Source organism: uncultured Mailhella sp. (genome assembly GCF_944324575.1).
GTDB lineage: Bacteria > Desulfobacterota > Desulfovibrionia > Desulfovibrionales > Desulfovibrionaceae > Mailhella.
In genome coordinates this window covers 24,016-45,763 of the sequence record NZ_CALUWV010000002.1, presented here as the reverse complement: position 1 = coordinate 45,763, position 21,748 = coordinate 24,016, and the positions used below count along the sequence as shown (strand labels likewise).

Here is a 21,748-nt window from a genome sequence, read left to right as displayed (position 1 = left end):
TGAGTAGGCTGTGTTCTCTTCGGAGTCGGGGTGGTTGCCGTGCTGCCGCCGGTGTTCTGCGTCGTGAGAAGAGGCCGGGACGCGTCGCGTCATCCGACGTTTTCAGCCTCTTGCGGCGTGGTATGCTTCCTCTTGAAAAAATCCCCTGTTAAGGCAGAATGTGCCTCGCGCGGGAAGGAATGTCATCCGGACCCGCTTCTTTTTCTTCCTGTACAGCGAGTCATGGTCATGTCCGAACAGCTTTTTCAGCTCCATTCCTCTTTTGTGCCCACCGGGGATCAGCCCTCCGCCATTGATGAACTGGTCTCCAATCTGAACGCGGGCATTCGCGATCAGGTGCTCCTTGGCGTCACGGGCTCGGGCAAGACCTTCACCATGGCCAACGTCATTGCCCGGACCAATCGTCCGGCGCTCATTCTTGCCCACAACAAGACGCTCGCCGCGCAGCTCTACGGCGAATTCCGCGCGCTGTTCCCCAAAAACGCAGTGGAATACTTCGTTTCCTATTACGACTATTATCAGCCGGAAGCCTATGTGCCTTCTTCCGATACCTACATAGAGAAGGACTCGGCCATCAACGACAACATCGACAAGCTGCGTCATGCCGCCACGCATGCGCTGCTGACAAGGCGCGACGTCATCATCGTTGCGTCGGTGTCGTGCATTTACGGCCTCGGCTCCCCGGAGTATTACGCAAGGCTCATCATTCCCGTGGAAGAGGGGCAGGCCGTGTCCATGGAGAGCATCATAGGGCGTCTTGTGGACATTCAGTATACGCGCAATGACTACGACTTTCATCGCGGTACCTTCCGCGTGAGGGGCGATGTTCTTGAGATCATTCCCGCATATGAGGACGAAAAAGCCCTTCACATAGAATTCTTCGGTGATGAGATCGACGGCATACGCGAGATTGATCCGCTTACCGGCGAAGTGCTCGGACGCATTTCCAAGACCGTCATCTATCCCGCGAGTCATTACGTTTCCGACAGGGACAACCTGGTGCGCGCCATGGGCGACATACGGGACGAGCTGCGTGAGCGGCTCGTGCAGTTTCAGGAAGGCGGAAAGCTCCTTGAGGCCCAGAGGCTGGAACAGCGCACTCAGCTTGATCTCGAGATGATGGAGGAGCTTGGCTACTGCAACGGCATTGAAAACTATTCCCGACATCTCGACGGCCGCTCTCAGGGAGAGCCGCCGTCCACGCTGCTTGACTATTTTCCGAAGGACTTTCTGCTCTTCGTGGACGAGTCGCACATGAGCATTCCCCAGGTAGGGGCCATGTTCAAGGGCGACCGCTCCCGCAAGACCACGCTGGTGGACTATGGCTTCCGCCTGCCCTCGGCGCTGGACAACCGTCCGCTGCAGTTTGCCGAGTTCGAGCAGCGCATAGGACAGAGCATTTTTGTTTCCGCCACACCCGGACGGTGGGAACTGGACCGAAGCGCGGGACTCGTGGTCGAGCAGGTCATCCGTCCCACGGGCCTTCTGGATCCGCCCGTGGAAATCCGTCCGGTGAAGGGACAGATGGACGATCTGCTCGGCGAGTGCAAGGCGCGTGCCGCAAAGGGCGAGCGCGTGCTCGTGACCACGCTCACCAAGCGCATGGCCGAGGATCTCACCGAGTATTTCAACAACATGGGAGTCTCTTCGCGCTACCTTCATTCGGACATCGACACCCTTGAGCGCATCGCCATCATCCGGGCGCTGCGCGCCGGAGAGTTCGACGTTCTCATCGGCATCAACCTTCTGCGCGAAGGGCTCGACATTCCGGAAGTGTCGCTTGTGGCCATTCTCGATGCCGACAAGGAAGGTTTCCTCCGTTCCACGGGCGCGCTCATTCAGACCTTCGGGCGCGCTGCCAGAAATGCGGAAGGCCGCGTCATTCTGTATGCCGACCGCGTGACGCCTTCCATGCAGGCAGCAATGGACGAAACCGGACGTCGTCGCGCCAAGCAGATTGCCTACAACGAGGAACACGGCATCGTGCCACGCACCATCATGAAGTCTCTGGAAAATCCTCTGGACAATCTGTACGGCAAGGATGAGGATGGCGCGACGAAAAAGGGGCGCGGCAAGGCTTCGGGCACGACCGGGAAAAAAGGAAGAGCGACGCAGAAGGCGGAGAGCGAAACGCCGCAGACGCCCGCAGACATCGCAAAGCTCATCGAGGAGCTGGAAAAGGCCATGCGCGCTGCGGCAAGGGAACTCGAGTTCGAGCGGGCGGCCGAGCTGCGCGACAGAGTGCGCGCTTTGAAGGAGCGCCTTTACGTCAGCGGAGAGGACGAGGAGAAGCCGTAGCGTCCGTAGCCTTCGGGCATGGAGGCTGTTTTGGGGACGAATGCGGGACAGGGAAGATTACTTCCCGGAAAAAGACAACCAACAGTGACGGGCATGCCCGGCCCTGCGCCGGTGCCTTCAGAAAACAGCCCGGTCTCGAGGCCGGGGAGCGTTCGCGCGCCCTGTCGGCTGCGACGACGATGCGAGGGCTCGGGGGAACATCATTCCATGGCAGACCACAGAAAGAATTTTTTGAGCGGAATGCACGACGGCATTCCCATTGCGCTGGGATACTTTGCCGTGTCCTTCACGCTGGGCATCGCCTGCCGCAACATCGGACTTTCCGCCTTCGACTCCACGCTCATGAGCTTCACCAACCTGACGTCGGCCGGAGAGTTTGCGGCCCTCGGCATCATGGCGGCGGGTTCGTCCTACTGGGAAATGGCGCTCTCACAGTTTGTCATCAATCTGCGCTACATGCTCATGTCCTGTTCGCTCTCGCAGAAGATGGCGCCCGAAACGCCCATGTATCACCGGCTTCTTGTGGGCTACGGCGTGACGGATGAAATTTTCGGTATTTCCGTGAACGTGCCCGGCAGACTCGACCCCTTTTATGTGTACGGAGCCGTGAGCATCGCCTCTCCGGCATGGGCTCTCGGCACGCTTTTCGGCGTGGTGCTCGGCAACGTACTGCCTGCGCGCATTGTGGTTGCGCTCAGCGTAGCTCTCTACGGCATGTTCATCGCCATTATCGTGCCTCCGGCGCGCCGGGACAGGCTGCTTGCCGTGCTTATTCTCGCATCCATGGCGCTGAGCTGGCTTTTTGCCCGGCTGCCGCTTTTCAGCGGTATTTCCGGCGGCATGAAGATCATCATTCTCACGGTGCTCATTTCCGGAGCGGCGGCGTTTCTTTTCCCCGTGGACAGGGGGCTTGCGGGCCATGGCGCAGAAAATGAGGACGGAGGGCAGAGTCATGCGTGACACGCTTATGTACATTGCCGTAATGGCCGTGGTGACCTACCTCATACGCGTGCTTCCACTTACGCTCATACGGCGTGAGGTGCACAATGTCACCATCCGTTCGTTTCTTTACTACATTCCCTATGTGACCTTGTCCGTCATGACGTTTCCGGCCATACTGGATTCCACGGGCAGCCAGATTTCCGGTCTTGCCGGACTGGTGGCGGCCGTGGTTCTCGCCTGGTTCGGCGCAAGCCTTTTCAGCGTGGCCGTGGCGGCATGCGTGCTGGTTTTCGTGGTGGAGCTGTTCATTGCCTGAGTCTGTTTCCAAGCGGACGAGGAACTGAGGTTTCTGCGTCGGACGGAAAAGAGACGGACATGAAACGACGAGGGCAATCGGCGGTTCCGAAAGGCGCGCTGTCCGGAGCAACGAGGCGCGCCTTTTGCGCGCCCTGCATGGAAATCGGCGGGAAAACGCCGGAAGCGGAGGATTCATGAAGGAAGCCGTCTTTCATGTCATCAATCGTGACACCTGGGCAAGAAGCGCGTATTTCGACTATTATTTCAACACCATCAAGTGTCGTTACAACATCGGGACCGATCTCGACATCACAAATCTTCAGCGCTTTCGCCGGGAGCGCGGACTGAAGTTTTTTCCCGTCATGCTCTATATCGTCATGCGCGTCGTGAATGCGCATGAAGAATTCCGCATGGCCTTCAACGAACATCATGAACTCGGCTTCTGGGATGAGCTCATGCCGTGCTACACGCTGTTCCATCCGGAAAACGAGACCTTCACCGACATCTGGAGCGAATATTCCGAGGACTTTTCCCGCTTTTATGCCACGGTGACGGAGGACATGGAGCGCTACCGCCACGTAACGGGCAGAATCAAGGCACGCGACGGACAGCCGCCCAACATCTGCCCCGTGTCCAACGTGCCGTGGCTTGCCTTCACGCATTTTGCCCAGGATTCCTACGCTGAGAGCGAGTTCTTCGCACCGCTCATCAAGTTCGGGAAATACGGGATGCGGGGAGAGAAGCTCGTCATTCCGGTGTCGGTATCCGTCAGTCACGCCGTGGCCGACGGCTATCACACCTGCCGTCTCATCAACGAGATGCAGGACATGGCCGCCGCTCCGGAAGCATACCTGTCATAGGCAGGGCTCTGGACGAGACAGGCTCGGAGACTCCTGCCCGTCTTTGGGCGAAAGCCTATTCAGGCGCGTTTTCATCCTCCTTCGGGGATGAAGGCGCGCTTTTTTCGTCCGTAAAGCCTTCCGTGTGCGGGGGAAGGATGATGCGGCCCTTTTTGTCGGCAAGTCCTCTCAGAAGAATGCGGTTTTTCCCGTCGAAGAGAAGCGCGGCGAAGACGGCGTCCTCGTAGTACATGCCGAGTCCTTCCTGAAAGTACCAGCGGCGCGGCAGACGAAGGCGCATGCGTCCGAACGCCGTTTTTTCCACGGTGATGGCGGGGCCGGAAAACGTGCTGCAGTCCGCTCCTTCGATAAAGGCCTCCGGCAGAGCCTCGGCCGTGCCGTTTTCTCTCACATCGAGCGGCAGACATCCGGGGCCGCTGAGGCCGGAAGAAATATTTCGGTCGGCGTCGTATAAAAGATGCATGGAGTCGCCGAGCATGAAGACCTGCCGTTCCTGCGGACGGAGGCGCAGAAGCACGGTTCTTCCCTCGCGGAACATGGTCAGTCTGTCCGCTACGGCGACGGAAAACAGGGCGGCTATGGCCAGAGCGCAAAGCGCAAAGGGCAGAGACTGCCGCAGAAGGGAAGTTTTTGAATTGTCGGGATGGAGGCTTCGGGCAAAGGCAGTGGTTCTGCGTTCCATCTGAAGCCCGGAGAAGAACAGGCAGAGGCCGGGAATGCCCAGGTGCAGCATTTTGAAGCGAAAGGAAAACTCCGGAACAACGCAGAAAAGAACGCTGCTTCCGATGAGCGCCAGCGCTCCGAAGGCGATGAGCGCTCCGTCGCCGTGAGAGGCGGGAGCGCAGGTATTGCGGGGGCGGAGACAGTTTTCTCCCGTGCCTGCGGCAAGCATGTTCAGAGCGATGAGCGTTTCCGGCGTGCTCAGAAACCACAGCACCGGCAGAACGGCGACGGCTGCCGCGATGACTGAGGGGCTGGAACGGGCGGAACGTGCAGGCGAAGTCAGCCGTCGCATCATCATTACGGCCAGATTGAGAACGGCGAGGGTAACGACGGCTTTTTCTTCCGGGGTACCGAAGTCTAGGCGCAGCGGGGAGAGGGGAGGAAGGAAGGGGGAGAGAAACGGAAGAGAGGCGAGGCAGGCGAAGGCGGCCGGCCGCAGAATACCTTGGGGAAATCGGCCCCACGCTGCCGTTGCGAGGGGAAGAGCGCAGAAGACAAAGACGGGGAGAGAAAGAGGCAGATGGTCGCCCGCCAGCTGAGGAAGAAAGACCATGGTGGAGACGAGTGCCCAGAACACGGTAAAGAAGCGCAGCGGAGTGTAGTTGATGAGAGCATAGAGCATGGCTGCCGCTGCCCATACGGAAGCGAGAATGATGCCGGCTCTGTAGTCCAGAAGGCCGATGTGAAAGCTGAGGGATCCGCCGGATACGAGCATGGAGCCGAGCACGGCGACGAATGTGCTTTGTCTGCGGATGCGCCACAGCAGCGTGCCCAGCAACATATAGAGAAGCCCTGCCGCAAGGAGCGTGGCACTGAAATGCTCCCGGGCAAAGACAAACGCCGTCATGGTCATAAGGGAGAGGGCGCAGAGCAGTCCGCCGAAGAAGGCTGGCACGCGGGCAAGCGTCCGGTGCAGGCGCGGGTGATGTTTCCATGAGGAAAGCCTCGGCAGGGCGGAGGCCAGAAGGAGGGCAGATGCGCCGTTGGCAAGCGTGAACAGCGTGGCCTCGGCTGTGACGGGAAGATCATCGAGAAGTCGGAACAGGGCCGCATTCATCAGCACGACGCCGTACAGGGAGATTTCGCAGAGCGTGAGCGCATGGCGGGTGATGAGGCCTGCGCCGAGAGCGGCGACCAGCACGAGCGGTCCGGCCGCAAGTTCCGGCAGGGATGGTTGATACCGGAGTGGCAGGGAAAGAATGCAGAACGTGCACAGGACCGTGGCTTCCGCAAGAAGCAGGGTGAGCGGCAGGGCAAGCCATGCATTCAGGCCGCGGGGGCGGCGCAGCCATGAGGGCGGCAGAAGTGCTGCTGTCAGAAAGGCGGCGGCTGTCAGAAGCGGTGCGAGAAGATGCGAGACGTACGTGCCCTGCCAGTCTTCCAGAACAGGCTGAGAACAGGCGGCGACGGAGAGAAGAACGACAAGCTGGTTCCAGAGGGACGCGGTGCGGCGCAGAAGAAATATCGGAACGACGGAGACGGCCCAGGCAAGACACAGCTCCCGGAACGTAGCCCCGCTCTGGAAGGTCTGCCCGAACACGACCCAGAACAGGCCCGTGAACATGGCGGATGAAAACAGAGCAAGAGTGGCAGGATGGTGGAGTCCTTTTCGTTCGGAGGCCAGGGCAAGCGCGAGCATGAGCGCCGTTCCGCCTGCGGCAAGGGAGAATTTTGCCGGGGCGGGCAGAGTATGCCAGTTTCCGGCAAAGAACATGACGAGGGCCGAGAGCGAGAGAAAGGCTCCGGCGACAAGGAGCATCAGGCCGGGTCGGAAGGGGAAAGACGGAGTGCGGGATGGAAAGGTCATGAAGGCTCTCCTGAAAAATGGCGGATTCAGGCAGCAGGGTTGTAAAAAGTGAACCACGGTTTCCCGTGAAGTTTCAAGTAAAAAGTGCGTCGGGCGGAAGCGAAAGACGGGAGCGACTCGAGAGACCAAAAAAGGAGGCGATTATTTTTCCCTTCGGAGAACGCACTATCATGGAATCAGGACTGTGTTCCCGTTACTATGCAGGAAAAAAGGAGATTTTTCATGCAGGCACGGGAAATTGTGCAGCGACTTGCCGAAAGGGCGGACATACGCATCAACGGTGACAGGCCGTGGGACATTCAGGTGCACAACGACGACTTGTACGCGCGAGTGCTCAGACAGGGAACGCTGGGACTCGGAGAGGCCTATATGGACGGCTGGTGGGACTGCGAGGCCATGGACGTCATGTTCTGCCGGGCGCTTCGTGCGCGCATCGAGCAGGCGTTTACCCGCAATGTGCCCTTCTGGTTGACGGAGGCGGCACAGGCGCTGTTCAACCTTCAGAGCCGCGCCCGTGCCTTCATGGTGGCGCGAGCCCATTACGACACCGATCCTGCGCTGTTTCGGACCATGCTTGGCCCGTCCATGCAGTACAGCTGCGCGCGCTGGGAGGGCGTGGATGCCGTGGGAGCGGCGGGACTCAATGCGGCGCAGGAACAGAAGATGGAAATGATCTGCCGCAAGCTGGCGCTTGAACCGGGCATGACTGTGCTCGACATAGGCTGCGGCTGGGGTTCTCTTGCGCTGCATATGGCAGAGGAGCACGGCGTGCAGGTGACGGGCATTACCGTCTCGCGTGAACAGCTTGCCTTTGCGCAGGATAAGGCGGCCTCTTCAGGCGTGGACGTGGAATACCGGCTCATGGACTACCGCAGCTTGCGGGGCGAGTGGGACAGGGTGGTGTCCGTAGGCATGTTTGAGCACGTGGGCAGACGCAATTACCGGGAATTCATGGACATTGCCAGAAACTGCCTGAAAGGGGGAGGGCTTTTCCTTCTGCACAGCATAGGCAGCAACGGAGCTTTCGGCGTGGGGGCCGGGGCGGATCCGTGGCTTACGCACTACATTTTTCCCAACGGCGTGCTTCCGTCGCCTTCAACGCTCGTGGATGCGCTGGAGCGGGACTTCATTCTTGAGGACTGGCAGAATTTCGGCGTGGACTACGACAAGACGCTCATGGCGTGGCATGAGAACTTTGAGCTCGGCCTTCGTGACGGAGCCTTCTCCTGTACGGAGAGGCAGCACAGGATGTATCAGTATTATCTTCTTTCCTGCGCGGGAGCGTTCCGGGCAAGGAGCATACAGCTCTGGCAGCTCGTGCTGAGTCCTGAAGGCATGAGCGGAGGCTATTGCCGCAGCACGCAGGGCTGACGGGACGAAGCGCGGCACGGCGTACGGCGGGCGTCTTGTCCGGAAGATTGCCGGACGGGACGCTTTTTTTCTTGAGGGAGAGGCCGGGAGGCGTCGCAATCCGGACCGCCCGCAGGAAGCTCAGGCGGCAAGCCACTTCAGCCAGAGCTCGCGACGGCGGGGGCCGTCGCCTTCAAACAGCCACACGGCCTGCCATGTTCCGAGCAGAAGACGGCCCTCTTCCACGATGAGGCTGACCGACGAGCCGAAAAGGCCGGCCTTGATGTGGGCGTCGGCGTTGCCTTCCGCATGACGGAAGCCGTAGTTCTGCGGAACCTGCTCATGAAAGAAGCGCGTCATGTCGAAGGCGACGTCCGGATCGAAGCCTTCATTGACGGTAAGGCCGCAGGTGGTGTGCGGGCAGAAGACGACAAGAACGCCGTCCTTCCAGCCGCGTTCTTCGACGGTGAGGCGCAGAGCGTCGGTAACGTTAAGCATTTCTTCCCGGACGCGGGTGGAAAGCGTGAGTTTTTCCATGGTCACGCCTTTTTCCGGCAGTCGGCGCACACGCCGTAGAGCACCATGTGATGGGTGGTGGGAATGAAGTCGTGCACGCGGCAGACCTTGTTCTGCAGATCCTCTATGGCGTCGTTGACGAATTCTATTTTCTTGCCGCATTTTTCGCATACGAGATGGTCATGGTGATGCATTTCCACAGGCTCGTAGCGCACCATGCCTTCCTCAAAGTTCACGGCAGAGGCGAGACCGGCTTCACAGAGCAGCTTGAGCGTACGGTACACCGTGACCTGACCGATGCTGTTGTCTTGGCTGCGCACCAGAAGAAAGAGCTCTTCCATGGACACATGATCGTTGGCGTGCAGAAAGGCTTCCAGTATCTTCAGCCGCTGCGGCGTGACGCGTAGACCTTTTTGCTTGAGATAGTCGGAGAACTTGTGTTGTATTTCTGCAAGATGTTTTTCCATAGCAGATCCTTTGCGGGAGTGGAGTTTTCCATAAATACGCGTTTAAATGGCTCCGGTCAACGGAGACGTCTTCCCGTCGGACAAGGTAAGTGCCGGTCTTTCAGGCGGAGCGCCGGGTCTAGCGCAGAGAGCTTCTTGTTCTGTCGTCCAGAACGCGCAGCCATACGGCCTCGGGAGCGAACATGACCGAGCCGTGCACGTCCGTGAGCCACAGCGCGCCCCAGTCACCTCCGGGAGCAAAGTTCAGCGTGCAGCCGTTGGCAAAGCGCAGGCAGAGCTGTTCTCTCTCCTGTCCTTCATTCCAGATGCGGCTGGAGGCGACGTCGACGAGCCGCTGGCCGATGACGGAGGAAAACACGGCGCTGAGGTCGCGCGGATACACGGCGTCCGCCTCGAGCACGCTGTCGGGAAGCCTGCCGTCCATCATGCGGAGGCTCCCGCCGCCGTGAAAGCCGAGCTCCACCCGCACGGCGCCGAAGTCCAGGGCAAAGGGCTCGTCGCCGGACACGTACACTTCGCGCCAGCCGTGCACCTGAGCATTGGGTTCGCCTATGGAATAAAGCCGGTTCAGCGAGCGCACGCGTCTGAGCGAAGCACCGATGAGTCTGGCGTTGCGGAAGGCCTGCCGCAGCTCGCCGCCTTCGTCGGTCGCATGGGCGTCGGATTCCGGGGAGATGGCATCGCTGCGGGAAGGCTGGTCGGAAGTTTCGTCCTCAGCAGGACATGCTTCTTCGGCAGGCTCTTTCTTTTCTTCGCCGGAAAAGTCTGCTTCGTCGTTCATGCCGTGATTCTCTTCCGTCCGGGCGTCTTCGTTCTCGCTCTCTGCCGCGGATGCGCGCGCTTCGTCCTCGGCGGGGGATGCCGTTTTCAAAGAGGCGGACGCGTCTTCTTCCGGGGAAAGGGCGGGGGCGGGCGACGCAGGGCTGTGCCGGGGGCTGGGCGGCGTGAGTCTGGGCGTGAAGGGAAGTCCGTGCTCCCTCAGAGACTGCCGCAGAAAAAGCTGCACGGCCGTGGGCAGATCCAGTCCCAGTTCACGAAAAAGGGCGTCGGCCCTGGCGGCCAGTTCAGAGTCGATGGGTAACATTTCAGGCATGAGACATCTCGTGGTTCAGGTTGACTTCCCGCAGGGGAAGCGTTGTCATTATTGCCTTGCCGGGCGCTGAAATCAAGCGCTTGCCGCATGGGCCGGCTTTTCCTATGCTGGCTCCCGGGACGGAAATCATGCCGAAGGGCGGCCGCGTTGAAGAATCGACGGAGTGAACATGAAACTGGCGGTTGTGGGATCCCGCAATTTTGACGACTACGCGTGGATGGAGCAGTGTATTTTTTCCTTCGTGCGCGCGGAGGATCTTGAGGCCGTCGTTTCCGGCGGCGCTAGGGGAGCGGACGCGCTGGCCGAACGCTTTGCCGCATCTCACGGGGTTCCGCTTGTGGTGGTTCCTGCCGACTGGAAGAAGTTCGGCAGAAGCGCGGGTCCCGTGCGCAACTCGGAAATCGTGAGACTTGCCGACGTCGTGGTCGCATTCTGGGACGGCTGTTCCCCGGGCACGCGGGACACCCTTGCCCGGGCACGTCTCGCGGGCAGGCGCGTGATGATTTTTCCCTGCAGTCCTGAAAACGGCAACGGAACGCTCTGATGCCGCCCTTACGGCTCGTCCCTCACGGGAAGCTCTTCCGAGAGCACGTCGAAGAAGGGATGCCGTCTCCAGTCGCGCCAGTTGCCTATGACGTAGATGAGCGAGCGGGCGCGGGTGAGCGCCACGTTCAGGATGTTCGGCGTGCGTGAAGCCCACTGACGGCTTCCCCATCCGGCCTGACCGGGCGTGGAGCCGAGCACGAGAAAGACGATGTCCGCTTCTCTGCCCTGAAAGGTGTGTATGGTGCCGCAGCGCACGCGCTCTTCGGAAACGCGCATGGCCCGCAGCAGCGCGCGGCAGTGCCGGGCCACCTTGCGGAAGGGAGAAATGACGAATACCGACGCTTCCCGGCGCGTTCCCTGTGCTTCCACTTCAGGCCAGTCTTCCAGAAAGCGCAGAAGAAGTTTTCTCAGGCAGGCAAGTTCCTCTTCCACAAGCTGCGTGTCCGCGTGCTGCCCGTTCACGTGGAACCAGCAGCTTTCTGCGAGCGGTGAGCGCACGAGCGGAAAGGTCGTCTGCGCCTGCACCATCTGATTGTCGTAGGCTATGCGGTTGGCCGTGCCGAACATGGGCTCGGCGCAGCGGTAATGCGCGCGCAGAGGATAGCCCGTCCACACCCGCCGTCCCGCGCTTTCCATCCAGGTGCCGCGAAGGGAGCTTCTGTCGGCCAGCGTCTGGGCCGACTGCGTTGCCGGCGACCAGTCCTCAAGCCTGACCGCTCCTTGTTCCTGTCTTGCGCGCAGCGTCTCCAGAAGAGACCCGGGCTGAGGTACCACGGGTTCTATCTGCTGAGGGTCTCCGATGACGGCTGCCCTTGCCGCACGCCAGAGTGCTCCTGCCGCGCTTTGCGGCGTAGCCTGTCCGGCCTCGTCCAGAAGAACCCAGTCGATCGAGCCCTGTCCCATGCCGGAAAAAAGGCGGCTGAATGAGGCCAGCGTGGAAGAGACCACCGGAACCACGAAGAAAAGTGCGTTCCAGATGTCGGCGACCTCCGTGTCCTCAACGGGCGCTCCCCGAAGATAGCGCGTCACGACGCCGATGTCGGCGGAAAACTCCCGTGCGCATGCCTTGATGGTCCATTCATGCAGACGAAGCGCCAGAAGAAAGAGCCGGGAACGCAGCATTTCCAGCCTTTCGTCGTTCCACACGCTTTTGATCTGCCACGCTCCATCCTTCCAGAACTCACGACAGGGAACACGCAGCGCTTCAATATCGTTCTTTCGGTCGTGCGTCTCCTTCTGTACCCTGCGGGCCAGCTCCTCCAGAGCTTCCAGTCTCTCGGCGAGCTCCAGCGCGGCCCGGTTTTCCTCTCCGGCCGCGGCCCGCAGATGACGGCTTTCCTCCATGAGAGCCATGAAACGTCCGAGAAGGGGACTTTCCTCGCGCTGAGCAGCCGGAGAGAGACAGCTTTCGGCCCGTTGTGCCAGAGCCTTTTTGTATTCTTCAAGTTCGGTCTCTGCGGCAAGAAAATCCTGTCTGGCCCGCTGCCACTCGCGGCGGGCATACTGCTTTGCCTCGTAGCCTCGATATCTGTCGAGAACGTCCTTCATGCCGGGCAGCACGATCTTTTTTTCCTGATCGCGGAAACCCCAGAAAAAGGCACGGGCAAACTGTTCGCAGTTCCATGCGGAACCGAGCACGGCGGAAACAAGCCCCCAGGCGGGACGAGGCGGCTTGTCGCTGTCGGCGGGATGGAAGGCAGCGTTTACGGCAAAGGCCACTTCGGAAAAATAGGAAGCTTCGGGAAAGGCGTCTCTGCATACGGCCTCTTCCGAGGGCAGATACTTCGTGATGTTCTCCACGGCGGCGTTGTTGCTGCTTGCGACCACCATGCCCGTGCCGCGCATGAGATCGCGCCGCAGGGAATAGAAGTCGCCGGAGGAGTTGACGAAAACCTCGAAGGGCTGCTTCAGGGCGGCGATTCTTCGGGCTCTTCGCACCACGAGGTCCGCCGCCACGTCGCAAAGGAGCCTTGTCTTGCCCGTGCCCGGAGGCCCGTTCACGGCCGTGAGCTCTCCGTTCAGAATTTCCGTGACCGCCGCAAGCTGTGCCGGCAGGAGGTGCTGCGAGGGTGCGTGCGGCCAGCGCCCGGAAGGCAGGCGCGCAAGCGAGAGTGCCTGTTCCCGGGCAAGGCGGCTTTCCTCGCCGTGCGCGAGCACGTCGCAGCGGGAGGCGTTCTTTTGAGCGCCTTCCAGATAGCGGGCGAACACGCCGCGAAAGCCCGTTTTTGAAAGCTGAAGCAGACGGTCGAGGTCGGAGAGATAGAAGGAGTTCAGAAGGTCGTTCTGCACGTCGTCGATGCGTCGTCCCCTGGGATCGGGACGAAAGTACACGGAACGCACAACGATGCGCGCTTCCTCGCCTTCCACCTGCATCATGTTGAAAAGACGCTCGATTTCCTCCTGTATCCACGGTCCGCGGAAAGGTTCGTCGAGGGCGCTTCTGCGCCGGTCGAAGTCGGACTGCATCTTCAGCATGTCGAGGGCAAGCTGATCCAGACTCCTGCCCGCAAGGCAGCGGGCAAGGCCGGGCACGAAGGAGGAGGGCACATAGCTTTCCGGCACGGGCATGCCTGCCATGTCCAGCACCACGGCGGCAAGACACCCCTCGCCGAGTCCCGGTTCCTCCGGGCTCTCGGGACGACTTCCCGTCTTTTCAAGAATGAGGTCGGAAATGTGCTGCCGCGGCATGACGCCCAGATAGACGATGTGCCATGCTGCGGAAAAGCCCGTGGGCAGAGGTCGAAACCACGGAAGTTCTCCGTTCTCCACGTCGGGGCCGGGCACGGCGGAAAGCTCGTCCCGGCTCGTGGCGGAATCCCTTTTCGCGCTCCATGCCGGAAGCGACGCGGAAACGGTTTCCCAGCGCCTTGCCGTCGTGACGGGCGGACGCGAGGAACGCGGAACTTCGGGGATAAGAAAGACCTCCGCATCGCGCCAGAAGCGGAGTATGGCCGCGTTGCGGCGGCGAAGGGCGTCCTCTTCGGCCTTTTTCCCGGCGTCGGCGGCAAGAGAGGCCGCGCGTTCCGCCTTTTCCAGCACAGCGTCGGAAGAGGGGCCCTGCTGCCCCATCATGGCGAGCGCCTGCGAGACGAGGTCTGTTTTTTTCCCATCCGACGGGGCGGATGCGTTCTTTCCTCCGGGTGTTCCTGTCGGCTTCGGCCGGGCGGACGAGGGGGAAGGCGTCGATTTTTTTGATGCGGCGGCTTTTTTCTGCGCGGTCGAAGGTTCGGGGCATTCGCCGGTGTCGGCCATGGCAAGAAAGGACGCCGCCATCCTGCGCACGCCGTGATGCCTGAACTGCACCATCACCTTGCCTTCCGTGACGGCCAGCACTTCCCCCACGCCCCACTGAGGCATGGAAGGATTGATAACCTTGTCGCCCGCATGAAATTCCATGTCCTACCCCCTTTCCAGCGCCTTCTTGGTTTTTTTCGTGGGAATGGCGGAGAGCGGGTCTTCCGGCCAGGGGTGTTTCGGGTAGCGGCCGCGCATTTCCGCGCGCACGGCGGCATAGGCGCCGCGCCAGAAACCGGCAAGGTCGCGCGTGACCTGAAGCGGACGGCCCGCAGGCGAGAGAAGGTGCACGGTGAGCGGACATCTGCCCCGGCAGACGGAGGGAGTGTCCTCCATGCCGAACATTTCCTGGAGCTTTACCGCCATGACCGGTCCGCCTTCCGGTAGATAGTCGATGCGCACGAGAGAGCCGGAAGGCGCCTCGATGACGGCGGGAGCCTCCCTGTCGAGACGACGGGCCAGGGGGTAGGGAAGAAGGGCATGCAGCGCCTTGTCCAGAGGAAGGGATGAGAGCTGCGAGCGCTTCGTCATGCCGGAAAGCCACGGACTCAGCCAGTTGTCGAGGGGGGAGGTCGTGAGCGAGGCAAAAAGCGCCTTGTCGCTCACGTCGGGCCAGCCGCCCTCTTCGTCCATGCTTCTCATGAGGGAAACGCGCGCCTGCCATTCCCTGAGCTCCTCCGTCCACGGCAGACAGGAGGGACCGAACCGGACGACGGCCTGCGTGAGCGCTTCCAGCACCTTGTCTTCGGGCAGGTCCTTTCCGCGCAGAGGGGCGTCATCCAGAATGAGACTGCCGAGCATGGTCCTTCTCCGGGCCATTACCGAGGCGGATGATTCGTCCCACATCACGACGTCTTCATGCGTCAGAAGGTCGCCGTGCAGGCGTTCCAGCACGCTTTTTTCCAGAGGGGCGGCAAGATGAATGCGTCCCGTGCCCTGCGTTCCTCCGTCCATGGCGGCGACGGCCAGAAAGGGAGCGTCGGCAAGCGCGTCTTCAGGCGGAAGTTCCGCGCCTCGACCGGAGGCTAGACGGAATCTGCCTCTTTCGCGTTTCTGAGCCATGCGCTCGGGCCATGCCAGCGACAGCATGGCTCCCGCGCTGTCTTCATCCTCCATGACGTCGTTCAGGGAAAGGCGTGCTCCGGGCTTTACGAGGGAGCATATATGTTCCGCGGCGCGGCGAAGACGCGAGGAACGCCGAAGTTCTCCGAGGCGCGGACGGATGTCGCAGCCTGAGCCCTGGAAGCGTTCCTCAACGAGCGCGCAGAGCGCGGCGGCAAGAGGCAGATGCCCGCCGGAAAGAAGCGCCATGTGCGCGAGACGCGGATGCAGAGGAAGCCTTGAGAGTTCCTCTCCGTGAGAGGAGAGAAGAATTCGTCCGTCCTTTTCTCTGAGTGCGCCAAGAAAATCCAGAGTCTGCCGCGCCCGGGCGAGAGAGGCTTCGGGCGCGGGCGTGAGAAGAGGAAGAGCCTGCGGCATGGAGCCCCAGGCCAGGCAGTCGAGAAGAAAGGGCGCAAGATCGGCGTCCAGAATCTCCGGGCGACGCGAGGGCAGAAGCGTTTCTCCCTCGGGCCAGAGACGCAGGCACACGCCGCTCTCCACGCGTCCGGCGCGTCCGGCGCGCTGGTCTGCGGCATCCTGGGTGACGCGGCAGGTCACAAGAGCGCTCATGCCCGTGGACGGAGAAAAGCGGGAGCTTCGGGCAAGCCCGGAGTCCACCACCACGCGCACGCCTTCAATGGTGAGGCTCGTTTCCGCAATGGACGTGGCAAGCACCACCTTGCGCGCCCCCGGCGCGGCGGGAGCAATGGCGGCGTCCTGCTCCGACGCGGAAAGGTCGCCGTAGAGCGGGTGCAGGGATACGTGAGGGGGAAGATTTGCGAGCAGTTCCGCCGTTCTGCGTATTTCGCTCTGACCGGGCAGAAATACGAGGACGGAGCCTTTCTCTTCGGCAAGAGCGCGGCGTACTGTGGATGCCGTGTGCACAAGAAGAGCCTCCCGGCCGGAAAAGGTGCCGAAGCTGCCGGAGCCCGCCGGGCAGGGAGCGTACCGTATGTCCACGGGCCACATTCTGCCCTCGGCGCGGATCACGGGGCAGGGGGCAAGCAGGCCGGAGAGCTCTTCGGCATCGAGCGTGGCCGACATGACGAGGATTTTGAGGTCAGGCCGGAGCGCCGCCTGGGCCTCGAGGCAGAAGGCGAGCGCCGTGTCGGCCTGCAGGGAACGCTCGTGAAATTCATCGAAGATGACGCAGGAAACGCCGGAGAGCTCGGGGTCGGCAATGAGGCGTCTGGTAAGTATGCCCTCGGTAATGATTTCCACGCGGGTTTCGCGGCTCACGCGGCTTTCAAGCCTGACTCTGTATCCCACGCTCTGCCCGGCGGATTCGCCGAGCGAGGCGGCCATGTATCTTGCCGCGGATCTGGCGGCAAGACGCCGCGGTTCGAGCATGAGAATGGTGCCCTCCATGTGCTTCATGAGAAAAAGCGGTACGCGCGTGGTCTTGCCGGAACCGGGAGGGGCGACGAGAAGGGCGCGGTCATGGGTGCGGAGTACTTCGAGAAGGTCGGAAAACGAGGATTCAACGGGCATGTTCATGCGGGAAATGTAGCGGGAAGAAGGGAAAAAGAAAAGGCGCACCCCGAAGGGCGCGCCTTTTCATGAAATCATGGTGCCGAACTTACTTGGCAACGACGGCGGGATGCTTCTTGCCGGTGAGCACGGGCAGAGCCTCACGCACGAGGAAGATGGCGAGCACGAACAGGATGGCGGCAAGGCCGGCCTGCAGGTAGGCCGCGAACAGGTCGCCCTGACCGGAGGCGATGACGAGGATCTTGTCCTTGAAGGTGAGGGCCAGAGAGGTGAGGGTCACAAGAATCATGAACACCATGGGGAAGATGAACATCTTGTGATTGCGGGCGGCGTTCTTGAGCCATGCGGCCACGGCCAGAAGGGCGAGACCGGCGAGAAGCTGGTTGGACGCGCCGAAGAGCGGCCACACCTTGGACCATCCGCCCATGCCGAAGGCAATGCCCACGATGACGGTGGAGCCGGTGGAGATGTACTTGTTGCACAGTATCCTGCGGAAGCCGGTGACGGACTCGGGAGTTTCGCCGGGGTTCAGCCAGAATTCGGTGAACATGTAGCGGGCAAGTCTCGTGCCGGTGTCGAGGGAGGTCAGGCAGAAGGCGGACACCGAAAGGATGAGCAGACCGTAGGCGGTCTTCTGAGCCTCGGGGCTGGAGAAGCCCACCACGGCGAGCATTTCGGAGATGCCGCGCGCAAACACGGCGGTAGGGGGCATCTTGAAGGCGTCGGCTCCGGCCTTGGAGTAGATGTAGCCTATGGTGATGAGGGACACGATGGCGAGAGCGCATTCCACGAGCATGGCGCCGTAGCCGATGATCTTGGCGTTCTTTTCGCTGTTGAGCTGCTTGGAGGTCGTGCCCGAGGAAATGAGGGAATGGAAGCCGGAAATGGCGCCGCAGGCGATGGTGACGAAGAGCACGGGGAAGAGGTACTGACCGTTCACTTCAAAGCCGACGAAGGCGGGCAGATCCAGCGTGGGATTGGCGGCGAACACGCCGATGACGGCTGCGATCATCATGGCATAGAGCAGAAACGAGCTCAGATAGTCGCGGGGCTGAAGCAGGATCCACACGGGGGTGACGGAGGCCACGAAGATGTAGACGCCGATGATATACATCCAGGTGGTGCCGGAAAGGTAGATGGGGCACTTGAGGCCGATGACGATGCACGCGATGAGCACGATGATGCCGATGACGGTGCAGAAGCCGAGGGACATGTTCTTGCGGTACACGCAGAAGCCGAAGACCACGGCCATGAGGATGAACAGCAGGGAGATGGTGGCGGTGGAGCCGTTGGCCTCGATGTGCGAGCCGTCGGGCGCGAAGCCGTTGAAGGTGCTGGCCACGATGGAGGCAAAGGCCGCGATGACGAGCAGCAGCGCAAGGTAGGCGAACACGATGAACAGGCGCTTGGCGCGCACGCCGATGTTCTGGGAGATGACTTCGCCTATGGATTCGCCCTTGTGGCGGATGGAGGCGAAGAGGGCGCCGTAGTCATGCACGGCGCCGAAGAAGATGCCGCCGATAATGATCCACAGAAGGCAGGGCAGCCAGCCGAAGAAGGCGGCCTGGATGGGGCCGTTGATGGGGCCTGCGCCCGCGATGGACGAAAAATGATGGCCGAAGAGTACGGGCGTCTTGGCGGGCACGTAGTCCACGCCGTCCTGCATGGTGATGGCCGGCGTAGGCCTGCTGTCATCCACGCCCCACTGTTTGGAAAGCCATGAACCGTAGAAGATGTAGCCTGCGATGAGACACGCGAAGCCACCGATGAGAATGATGACGGAACTCAATTCAAATCCTCCTCAATTGAGTTAGCACTTCCCCAGATTTCCGAGCAGAAACTGTGTCAGATCCCGTCCGGCACGGTTGACCGCCACGGCTCCGGACGCAAGGTCCAGCGCAGCGGCGCGAAAGTCCATCCAGCCGTGAAGCGAGAACAGAAAGTCCTTGTGATGGCGCGTGCTTCGCACGGCCTTTGCCGCTTCTTCCGTCACAAGGTCGCAGATGAAAAGAGCGGTGATGAAGGACGATTTGTGCTCGATGTGCGGACGTATCTTCTTCATGCCAAGCTCGAGAGCCTTCCCCCGGCATTCGTCATAGATGTCCGCCGTCAGTTCGGGAACCGAAAACACATATACGAACTCGTTGATTTCCGTGCGCCAGAGCCTGACCTTGCGCGACAGCACGAAGCACTCGTCTGCGGAGTGAAAGGCGTAGCAGGCGGCAAGACATTTCGCGTCGGCGTCAACGGGCTCTGCGTCGAAGTAGACGGTGTAGGCGTCGCTGAGCTTGGCGAGCATGCTTGTTCTGCTGACGGGCATTCTTTCTCTCCTTATGACCCCGATGGCGTTCGGAGCGAGGTCGTGTCGCCGAAAGGCTCTTTGCCGGAAAGAGAGGCAGCAGGGCTGTCCTTTTCCGGCAGATATCCGGCACTTTGCGCCAGCCAAGGGAACATGGGCGGCGCAGGCATTTCACGATATCATGGAAAAAGCTTGGCACACAAGGAAAAAATTTTATTGTGAAAAAATAAATTAATATTGAACTTCGTGTATGTCGTTACTTTTTTGCAGTGAAAAATGACTGTGAAAGAGTCTCTTTGGCAGGTGATGCCGGTATTATGCAGTCAGGTGCGTCCGGCAGATGGAATAAAGCAGTACTGTACTGTGCACGGCAATGTATTTTTTTTGCTTCTGCAATGTGATATGACAAGTTAATAAAAGATATGATGACATTGCCGGGCAGCGTGCTTCAAAATGATTTTTTTCCCGTTTCGGCTTTATGTTGTCGGTGTCAGAGAGATTGACCGAACAGTGCCCGTTAAAAAATTTTTATGGGAAAGACGCATCACCTGGGAAAAAAAGAGGTGAGAAGAGCCTGTTCACGAGGCTCGTGCACGAGAAAGGGAGAAAAGGTGAATGGTCGTGCTCTTCTGCAGCGGTGCGGAGCTGTAAGGGGACGATGTTTGCCGCATAATTGTGAATGAGGTTTGACGGAGGCACAAGACGGGCCGGGACGTTGCTGACGAAGGTGCGGGAGGGGCCCGCCGGACGGCATCGGCGCGTAGAACGGCGCCGGGATGAACCGGAAAGGGAACATTGCGAGCGGACGCAAAAAGGCGCGGCCCAGGCCGCGCCTTTTCATGCGTGAATAGGAGGAGAGGAAGCGTTACGCCTTTGCCAGAGAGGCAAGGAAGGCCTGCGCCTCTTCCTGCATTTTCAGGAAGTGTTCTTCGCCCTTGAAGTCTTCCATGTACAGCTTGTAGATGGGTTCGGTGCCGGAGGGACGCACGGCGAACCAGCCGTCGTCGGTGACGATCTTGAGTCCGCCGAAGGGAGCGTTGTTGCCCGGGGCTTTGGTGAGCACGGCCTTGACGGGAGAGCCGGCCAGCGTGGTCATGGTGACGTCCTCGGGAGACACGGTCTTGAAGGCTGCCTTCATTTCCGGCGTCATGGGCGAGTCGATGCGGCGGTACACGGGCGCGCCGAACTTCTCTTCGAGTTCATGGTAGTGCACGGCGGGATTCTTGCCGGTTTTGGCCGTGATTTCCGCGGCGAGCAGGCAGAGGATGAGTCCGTCCTTGTCGGTGCTCCAGGGCAGGCGGTCGGCGCGCAGGAAGGAGGCTCCGGCGCTTTCCTCGCAGCCGAGGCAGCAGGTTCCCGAATGCAGGCCGGGCACGAACCACTTGAAGCCCACGGGCACTTCCATGACCTTGCGACCGTGGGATTCCGCCACGCGGTTGAGCATGGAGCTCGTGACCACGGTCTTGCCGATCATGGCGTCGGGACGCCAGTTTCTGCGGAAGCCGTCCTTGCTGTCGCGAATGAGGAAATCCACCACCACGGAGAGGTAGTGGTTCGGGTTCATGAGACCTTCAGGCGTGACGATGCCGTGACGGTCGGAGTCGGGATCGCAGGCAAAGGCGATGTCGAAGCGATCCTTGAGCTTCAGAAGCTCTGCCATGGCGTAGGGCGACGAGCAGTCCATGCGGATTTTGCCGTCGTGATCGAGGGGCATGAAGCGGAAGGTGGGATCGTACTGATTGTTGGTGTTCTCGATGTTCAGGCCGTACTTTTCCGCAATGGGGGCCCAGTAGGCAAGGCTTGCGCCGCCGAGGGGGTTCACGCCCAGCTTGAGCCCGGACGCGGCGATGGCGGGGAAGTCGATGACATTGCGAAGATCATCCACATAGCAGGCGACGTAGTCATGATCCTGCACGAGGCCGGAGCGCAGGGCCTTGTAAAGGCTGATGCGCTTCACGTCCCTGTTGCCGTCTTCCAGAAGCTGATTGGCGCGGTCCTGGATGCGGGCGGTGAGGGTGGTGTCGGCCGGGCCGCCGTGGGGCGGATTGTACTTGAAGCCGCCGTCCTGAGGCGGGTTGTGGGAAGGCGTGATGACGATGCCGTCCGCTGTGGCGGTGGACTGGCGGTTCCAGCTGAGAATGGCATGGGAAATGGCGGGAGTCGGCGTATAGCCGTGACCGGTCTGCACCATGGTCACCACGCCGTTGGCGGCGAGCACCTCGAGAGCCGTGCGCCAGGCAGGTTCGGAGAGCGCGTGCGTGTCCTTGCCGAGGAAGAGCGGGCCGGTCACGCCTTCGGCCTTGCGCACGTCGCACACGGCCTGGGTAACGGCAAGAATGTGGGCTTCGTTGAAGCTCGTGCGCAGAGAGGAGCCGCGATGGCCGGAGGTGCCGAAGCTCACGGCCTGTTCGGGAATGTCGGGAGCGGGTTCATAGGTGTAATAGGAGGAAATGAGGGCGGGGATGTCGGTGAGCTGATCGGGGCGGGGAAGCTGGCCCGCCTGAGGGTCAAGAGCCATGATGAGTCTCCGGAAATGAGGCAGAGGTGACAGAACGTTTTGGGAGATAGACTACGCCAAAAGACGGAGCTTGTTAATATGGGAGAGAGGCGCTGCGGGGCATTCCCGGGCTTTTTTCGTATCGTTTTTTCGTCTGCATCCACGGA

General features: G+C 60.8%; 15 protein-coding genes. 6 read left to right on the top strand and 9 right to left on the bottom strand.

Annotated elements, in window-relative coordinates; all coding sequences use genetic code 11:
- The first annotated feature begins 228 nt into the window (after positions 1-228).
- The 4 genes from uvrB to Q0J81_RS00480 all read left to right on the top strand — a co-directional run bounded on the left by uvrB (position 229) and on the right by Q0J81_RS00480 (position 4,397).
- Positions 229-2,298, top strand: a complete 2,070-nt coding sequence (gene uvrB, locus Q0J81_RS00495) for an excinuclease ABC subunit UvrB (protein ID WP_294445428.1) — start codon at positions 229-231, stop codon at positions 2,296-2,298.
- Between the two features lie 207 nt (positions 2,299-2,505).
- A complete protein-coding gene (locus tag Q0J81_RS00490) occupies positions 2,506-3,258 on the top strand; it encodes an AzlC family ABC transporter permease (protein WP_294445427.1) in 753 nt (250 codons plus the stop codon).
- On the top strand, positions 3,251-3,556 hold the full coding sequence (locus Q0J81_RS00485; protein WP_294445426.1) for an AzlD domain-containing protein: 306 nt from the start codon (positions 3,251-3,253) through the stop codon (positions 3,554-3,556). Before Q0J81_RS00490 ends, Q0J81_RS00485 begins: the two co-directional genes overlap by 8 nt.
- 175 nt (positions 3,557-3,731) lie before the next feature.
- Positions 3,732-4,397 (top strand): CatA-like O-acetyltransferase, encoded by a 666-nt coding sequence (locus Q0J81_RS00480; protein WP_294445425.1) that lies wholly within the window; start codon positions 3,732-3,734, stop codon positions 4,395-4,397.
- A gap of 55 nt (positions 4,398-4,452) precedes the next feature.
- On the opposite strand, the gene Q0J81_RS00475 is transcribed toward Q0J81_RS00480, so the two are convergent.
- Positions 4,453-6,927: a DUF2157 domain-containing protein gene (locus Q0J81_RS00475; protein ID WP_294445424.1), complete on the bottom strand. Its 2,475-nt coding sequence runs from the start codon at positions 6,925-6,927 to the stop codon at positions 4,453-4,455.
- A gap of 222 nt (positions 6,928-7,149) precedes the next feature.
- Between Q0J81_RS00475 and cfa the strand changes: the two genes are divergently transcribed.
- Positions 7,150-8,298 (top strand): cyclopropane fatty acyl phospholipid synthase, encoded by a 1,149-nt coding sequence (gene cfa, locus Q0J81_RS00470; RefSeq protein WP_294445423.1) that lies wholly within the window; start codon positions 7,150-7,152, stop codon positions 8,296-8,298.
- Between the two features lie 120 nt (positions 8,299-8,418).
- Here cfa and Q0J81_RS00465 read toward each other — a convergent pair whose 3' ends face one another.
- The 3 genes from Q0J81_RS00465 to Q0J81_RS00455 all read right to left on the bottom strand — a co-directional run bounded on the left by Q0J81_RS00465 (position 8,419) and on the right by Q0J81_RS00455 (position 10,353).
- Positions 8,419-8,814 carry a secondary thiamine-phosphate synthase enzyme YjbQ gene (locus tag Q0J81_RS00465; RefSeq protein WP_294445453.1) on the bottom strand — a complete coding sequence of 132 codons (396 nt, stop codon included), beginning with the start codon at positions 8,812-8,814 and terminating at the stop codon, positions 8,419-8,421.
- Between the two features lie 2 nt (positions 8,815-8,816).
- The gene (locus tag Q0J81_RS00460; protein WP_294445422.1) at positions 8,817-9,260 is read right to left on the bottom strand and encodes a Fur family transcriptional regulator; all 444 of its coding nucleotides are present in this window, start codon (positions 9,258-9,260) and stop codon (positions 8,817-8,819) included.
- Between the two features lie 118 nt (positions 9,261-9,378).
- A complete protein-coding gene (locus tag Q0J81_RS00455; protein ID WP_294445421.1) occupies positions 9,379-10,353 on the bottom strand; it encodes a hypothetical protein in 975 nt (324 codons plus the stop codon).
- A gap of 169 nt (positions 10,354-10,522) precedes the next feature.
- Here Q0J81_RS00455 and Q0J81_RS00450 point away from each other — a divergent pair, with 169 nt between their 5' ends.
- Positions 10,523-10,897: a DUF2493 domain-containing protein gene (locus tag Q0J81_RS00450; protein ID WP_294445420.1), complete on the top strand. Its 375-nt coding sequence runs from the start codon at positions 10,523-10,525 to the stop codon at positions 10,895-10,897.
- 8 nt (positions 10,898-10,905) lie between these two features.
- On the opposite strand, the gene Q0J81_RS00445 is transcribed toward Q0J81_RS00450, so the two are convergent.
- The 5 genes from Q0J81_RS00445 to pgm all read right to left on the bottom strand — a co-directional run bounded on the left by Q0J81_RS00445 (position 10,906) and on the right by pgm (position 21,602).
- Positions 10,906-14,295, bottom strand: coding sequence for a DUF3553 domain-containing protein (locus Q0J81_RS00445; protein ID WP_294445419.1), 3,390 nt, complete (start codon positions 14,293-14,295; stop codon positions 10,906-10,908).
- Positions 14,296-14,298: 3 nt separating this feature from the next.
- Positions 14,299-16,785, bottom strand: coding sequence for an ATP-dependent helicase HrpB (hrpB, locus tag Q0J81_RS00440; protein ID WP_294445418.1), 2,487 nt, complete (start codon positions 16,783-16,785; stop codon positions 14,299-14,301).
- An 88-nt stretch (positions 16,786-16,873) separates the two neighbouring features.
- Positions 16,874-18,574: a carbon starvation protein A gene (locus Q0J81_RS00435; RefSeq protein WP_294445417.1), complete on the bottom strand. Its 1,701-nt coding sequence runs from the start codon at positions 18,572-18,574 to the stop codon at positions 16,874-16,876.
- A gap of 21 nt (positions 18,575-18,595) precedes the next feature.
- Entirely contained in the window at positions 18,596-19,105 is a 510-nt protein-coding gene (locus Q0J81_RS00430) for a hypothetical protein (RefSeq protein ID WP_294445416.1), read from the bottom strand.
- An 844-nt stretch (positions 19,106-19,949) separates the two neighbouring features.
- Positions 19,950-21,602, bottom strand: coding sequence for a phosphoglucomutase (alpha-D-glucose-1,6-bisphosphate-dependent) (gene pgm / locus Q0J81_RS00425; RefSeq protein ID WP_294445415.1), 1,653 nt, complete (start codon positions 21,600-21,602; stop codon positions 19,950-19,952).
- Between the last annotated feature and the right edge of the window lie 146 nt (positions 21,603-21,748).

What these genes read in the sequence shown, in the direction of transcription:
- Q0J81_RS00480 (WP_294445425.1), top strand. Translation starts at nt 3,732, where the DNA reads ATGAAGGAAGCCGTCTTTCATGTCATCAATCGTGACACCTGGGCAAGA.
- cfa (WP_294445423.1), top strand. Translation starts at nt 7,150, where the DNA reads ATGCAGGCACGGGAAATTGTGCAGCGACTTGCCGAAAGGGCGGACATA.
- hrpB (WP_294445418.1), bottom strand. Translation starts at nt 16,785, where the DNA reads ATGCCCGTTGAATCCTCGTTTTCCGACCTTCTCGAAGTACTCCGCACC.
- Q0J81_RS00465 (WP_294445453.1), bottom strand. Translation starts at nt 8,814, where the DNA reads ATGGAAAAACTCACGCTTTCCACCCGCGTCCGGGAAGAAATGCTTAAC.
- Q0J81_RS00490 (WP_294445427.1), top strand. Translation starts at nt 2,506, where the DNA reads ATGGCAGACCACAGAAAGAATTTTTTGAGCGGAATGCACGACGGCATT.
- Q0J81_RS00460 (WP_294445422.1), bottom strand. Translation starts at nt 9,260, where the DNA reads ATGGAAAAACATCTTGCAGAAATACAACACAAGTTCTCCGACTATCTC.
- Q0J81_RS00450 (WP_294445420.1), top strand. Translation starts at nt 10,523, where the DNA reads ATGAAACTGGCGGTTGTGGGATCCCGCAATTTTGACGACTACGCGTGG.
- Q0J81_RS00430 (WP_294445416.1), bottom strand. Translation starts at nt 19,105, where the DNA reads ATGCCCGTCAGCAGAACAAGCATGCTCGCCAAGCTCAGCGACGCCTAC.
- Q0J81_RS00455 (WP_294445421.1), bottom strand. Translation starts at nt 10,353, where the DNA reads ATGCCTGAAATGTTACCCATCGACTCTGAACTGGCCGCCAGGGCCGAC.
- Q0J81_RS00445 (WP_294445419.1), bottom strand. Translation starts at nt 14,295, where the DNA reads ATGGAATTTCATGCGGGCGACAAGGTTATCAATCCTTCCATGCCTCAG.
- Q0J81_RS00485 (WP_294445426.1), top strand. Translation starts at nt 3,251, where the DNA reads ATGCGTGACACGCTTATGTACATTGCCGTAATGGCCGTGGTGACCTAC.
- Q0J81_RS00475 (WP_294445424.1), bottom strand. Translation starts at nt 6,927, where the DNA reads ATGACCTTTCCATCCCGCACTCCGTCTTTCCCCTTCCGACCCGGCCTG.
- uvrB (WP_294445428.1), top strand. Translation starts at nt 229, where the DNA reads ATGTCCGAACAGCTTTTTCAGCTCCATTCCTCTTTTGTGCCCACCGGG.
- pgm (WP_294445415.1), bottom strand. Translation starts at nt 21,602, where the DNA reads ATGGCTCTTGACCCTCAGGCGGGCCAGCTTCCCCGCCCCGATCAGCTC.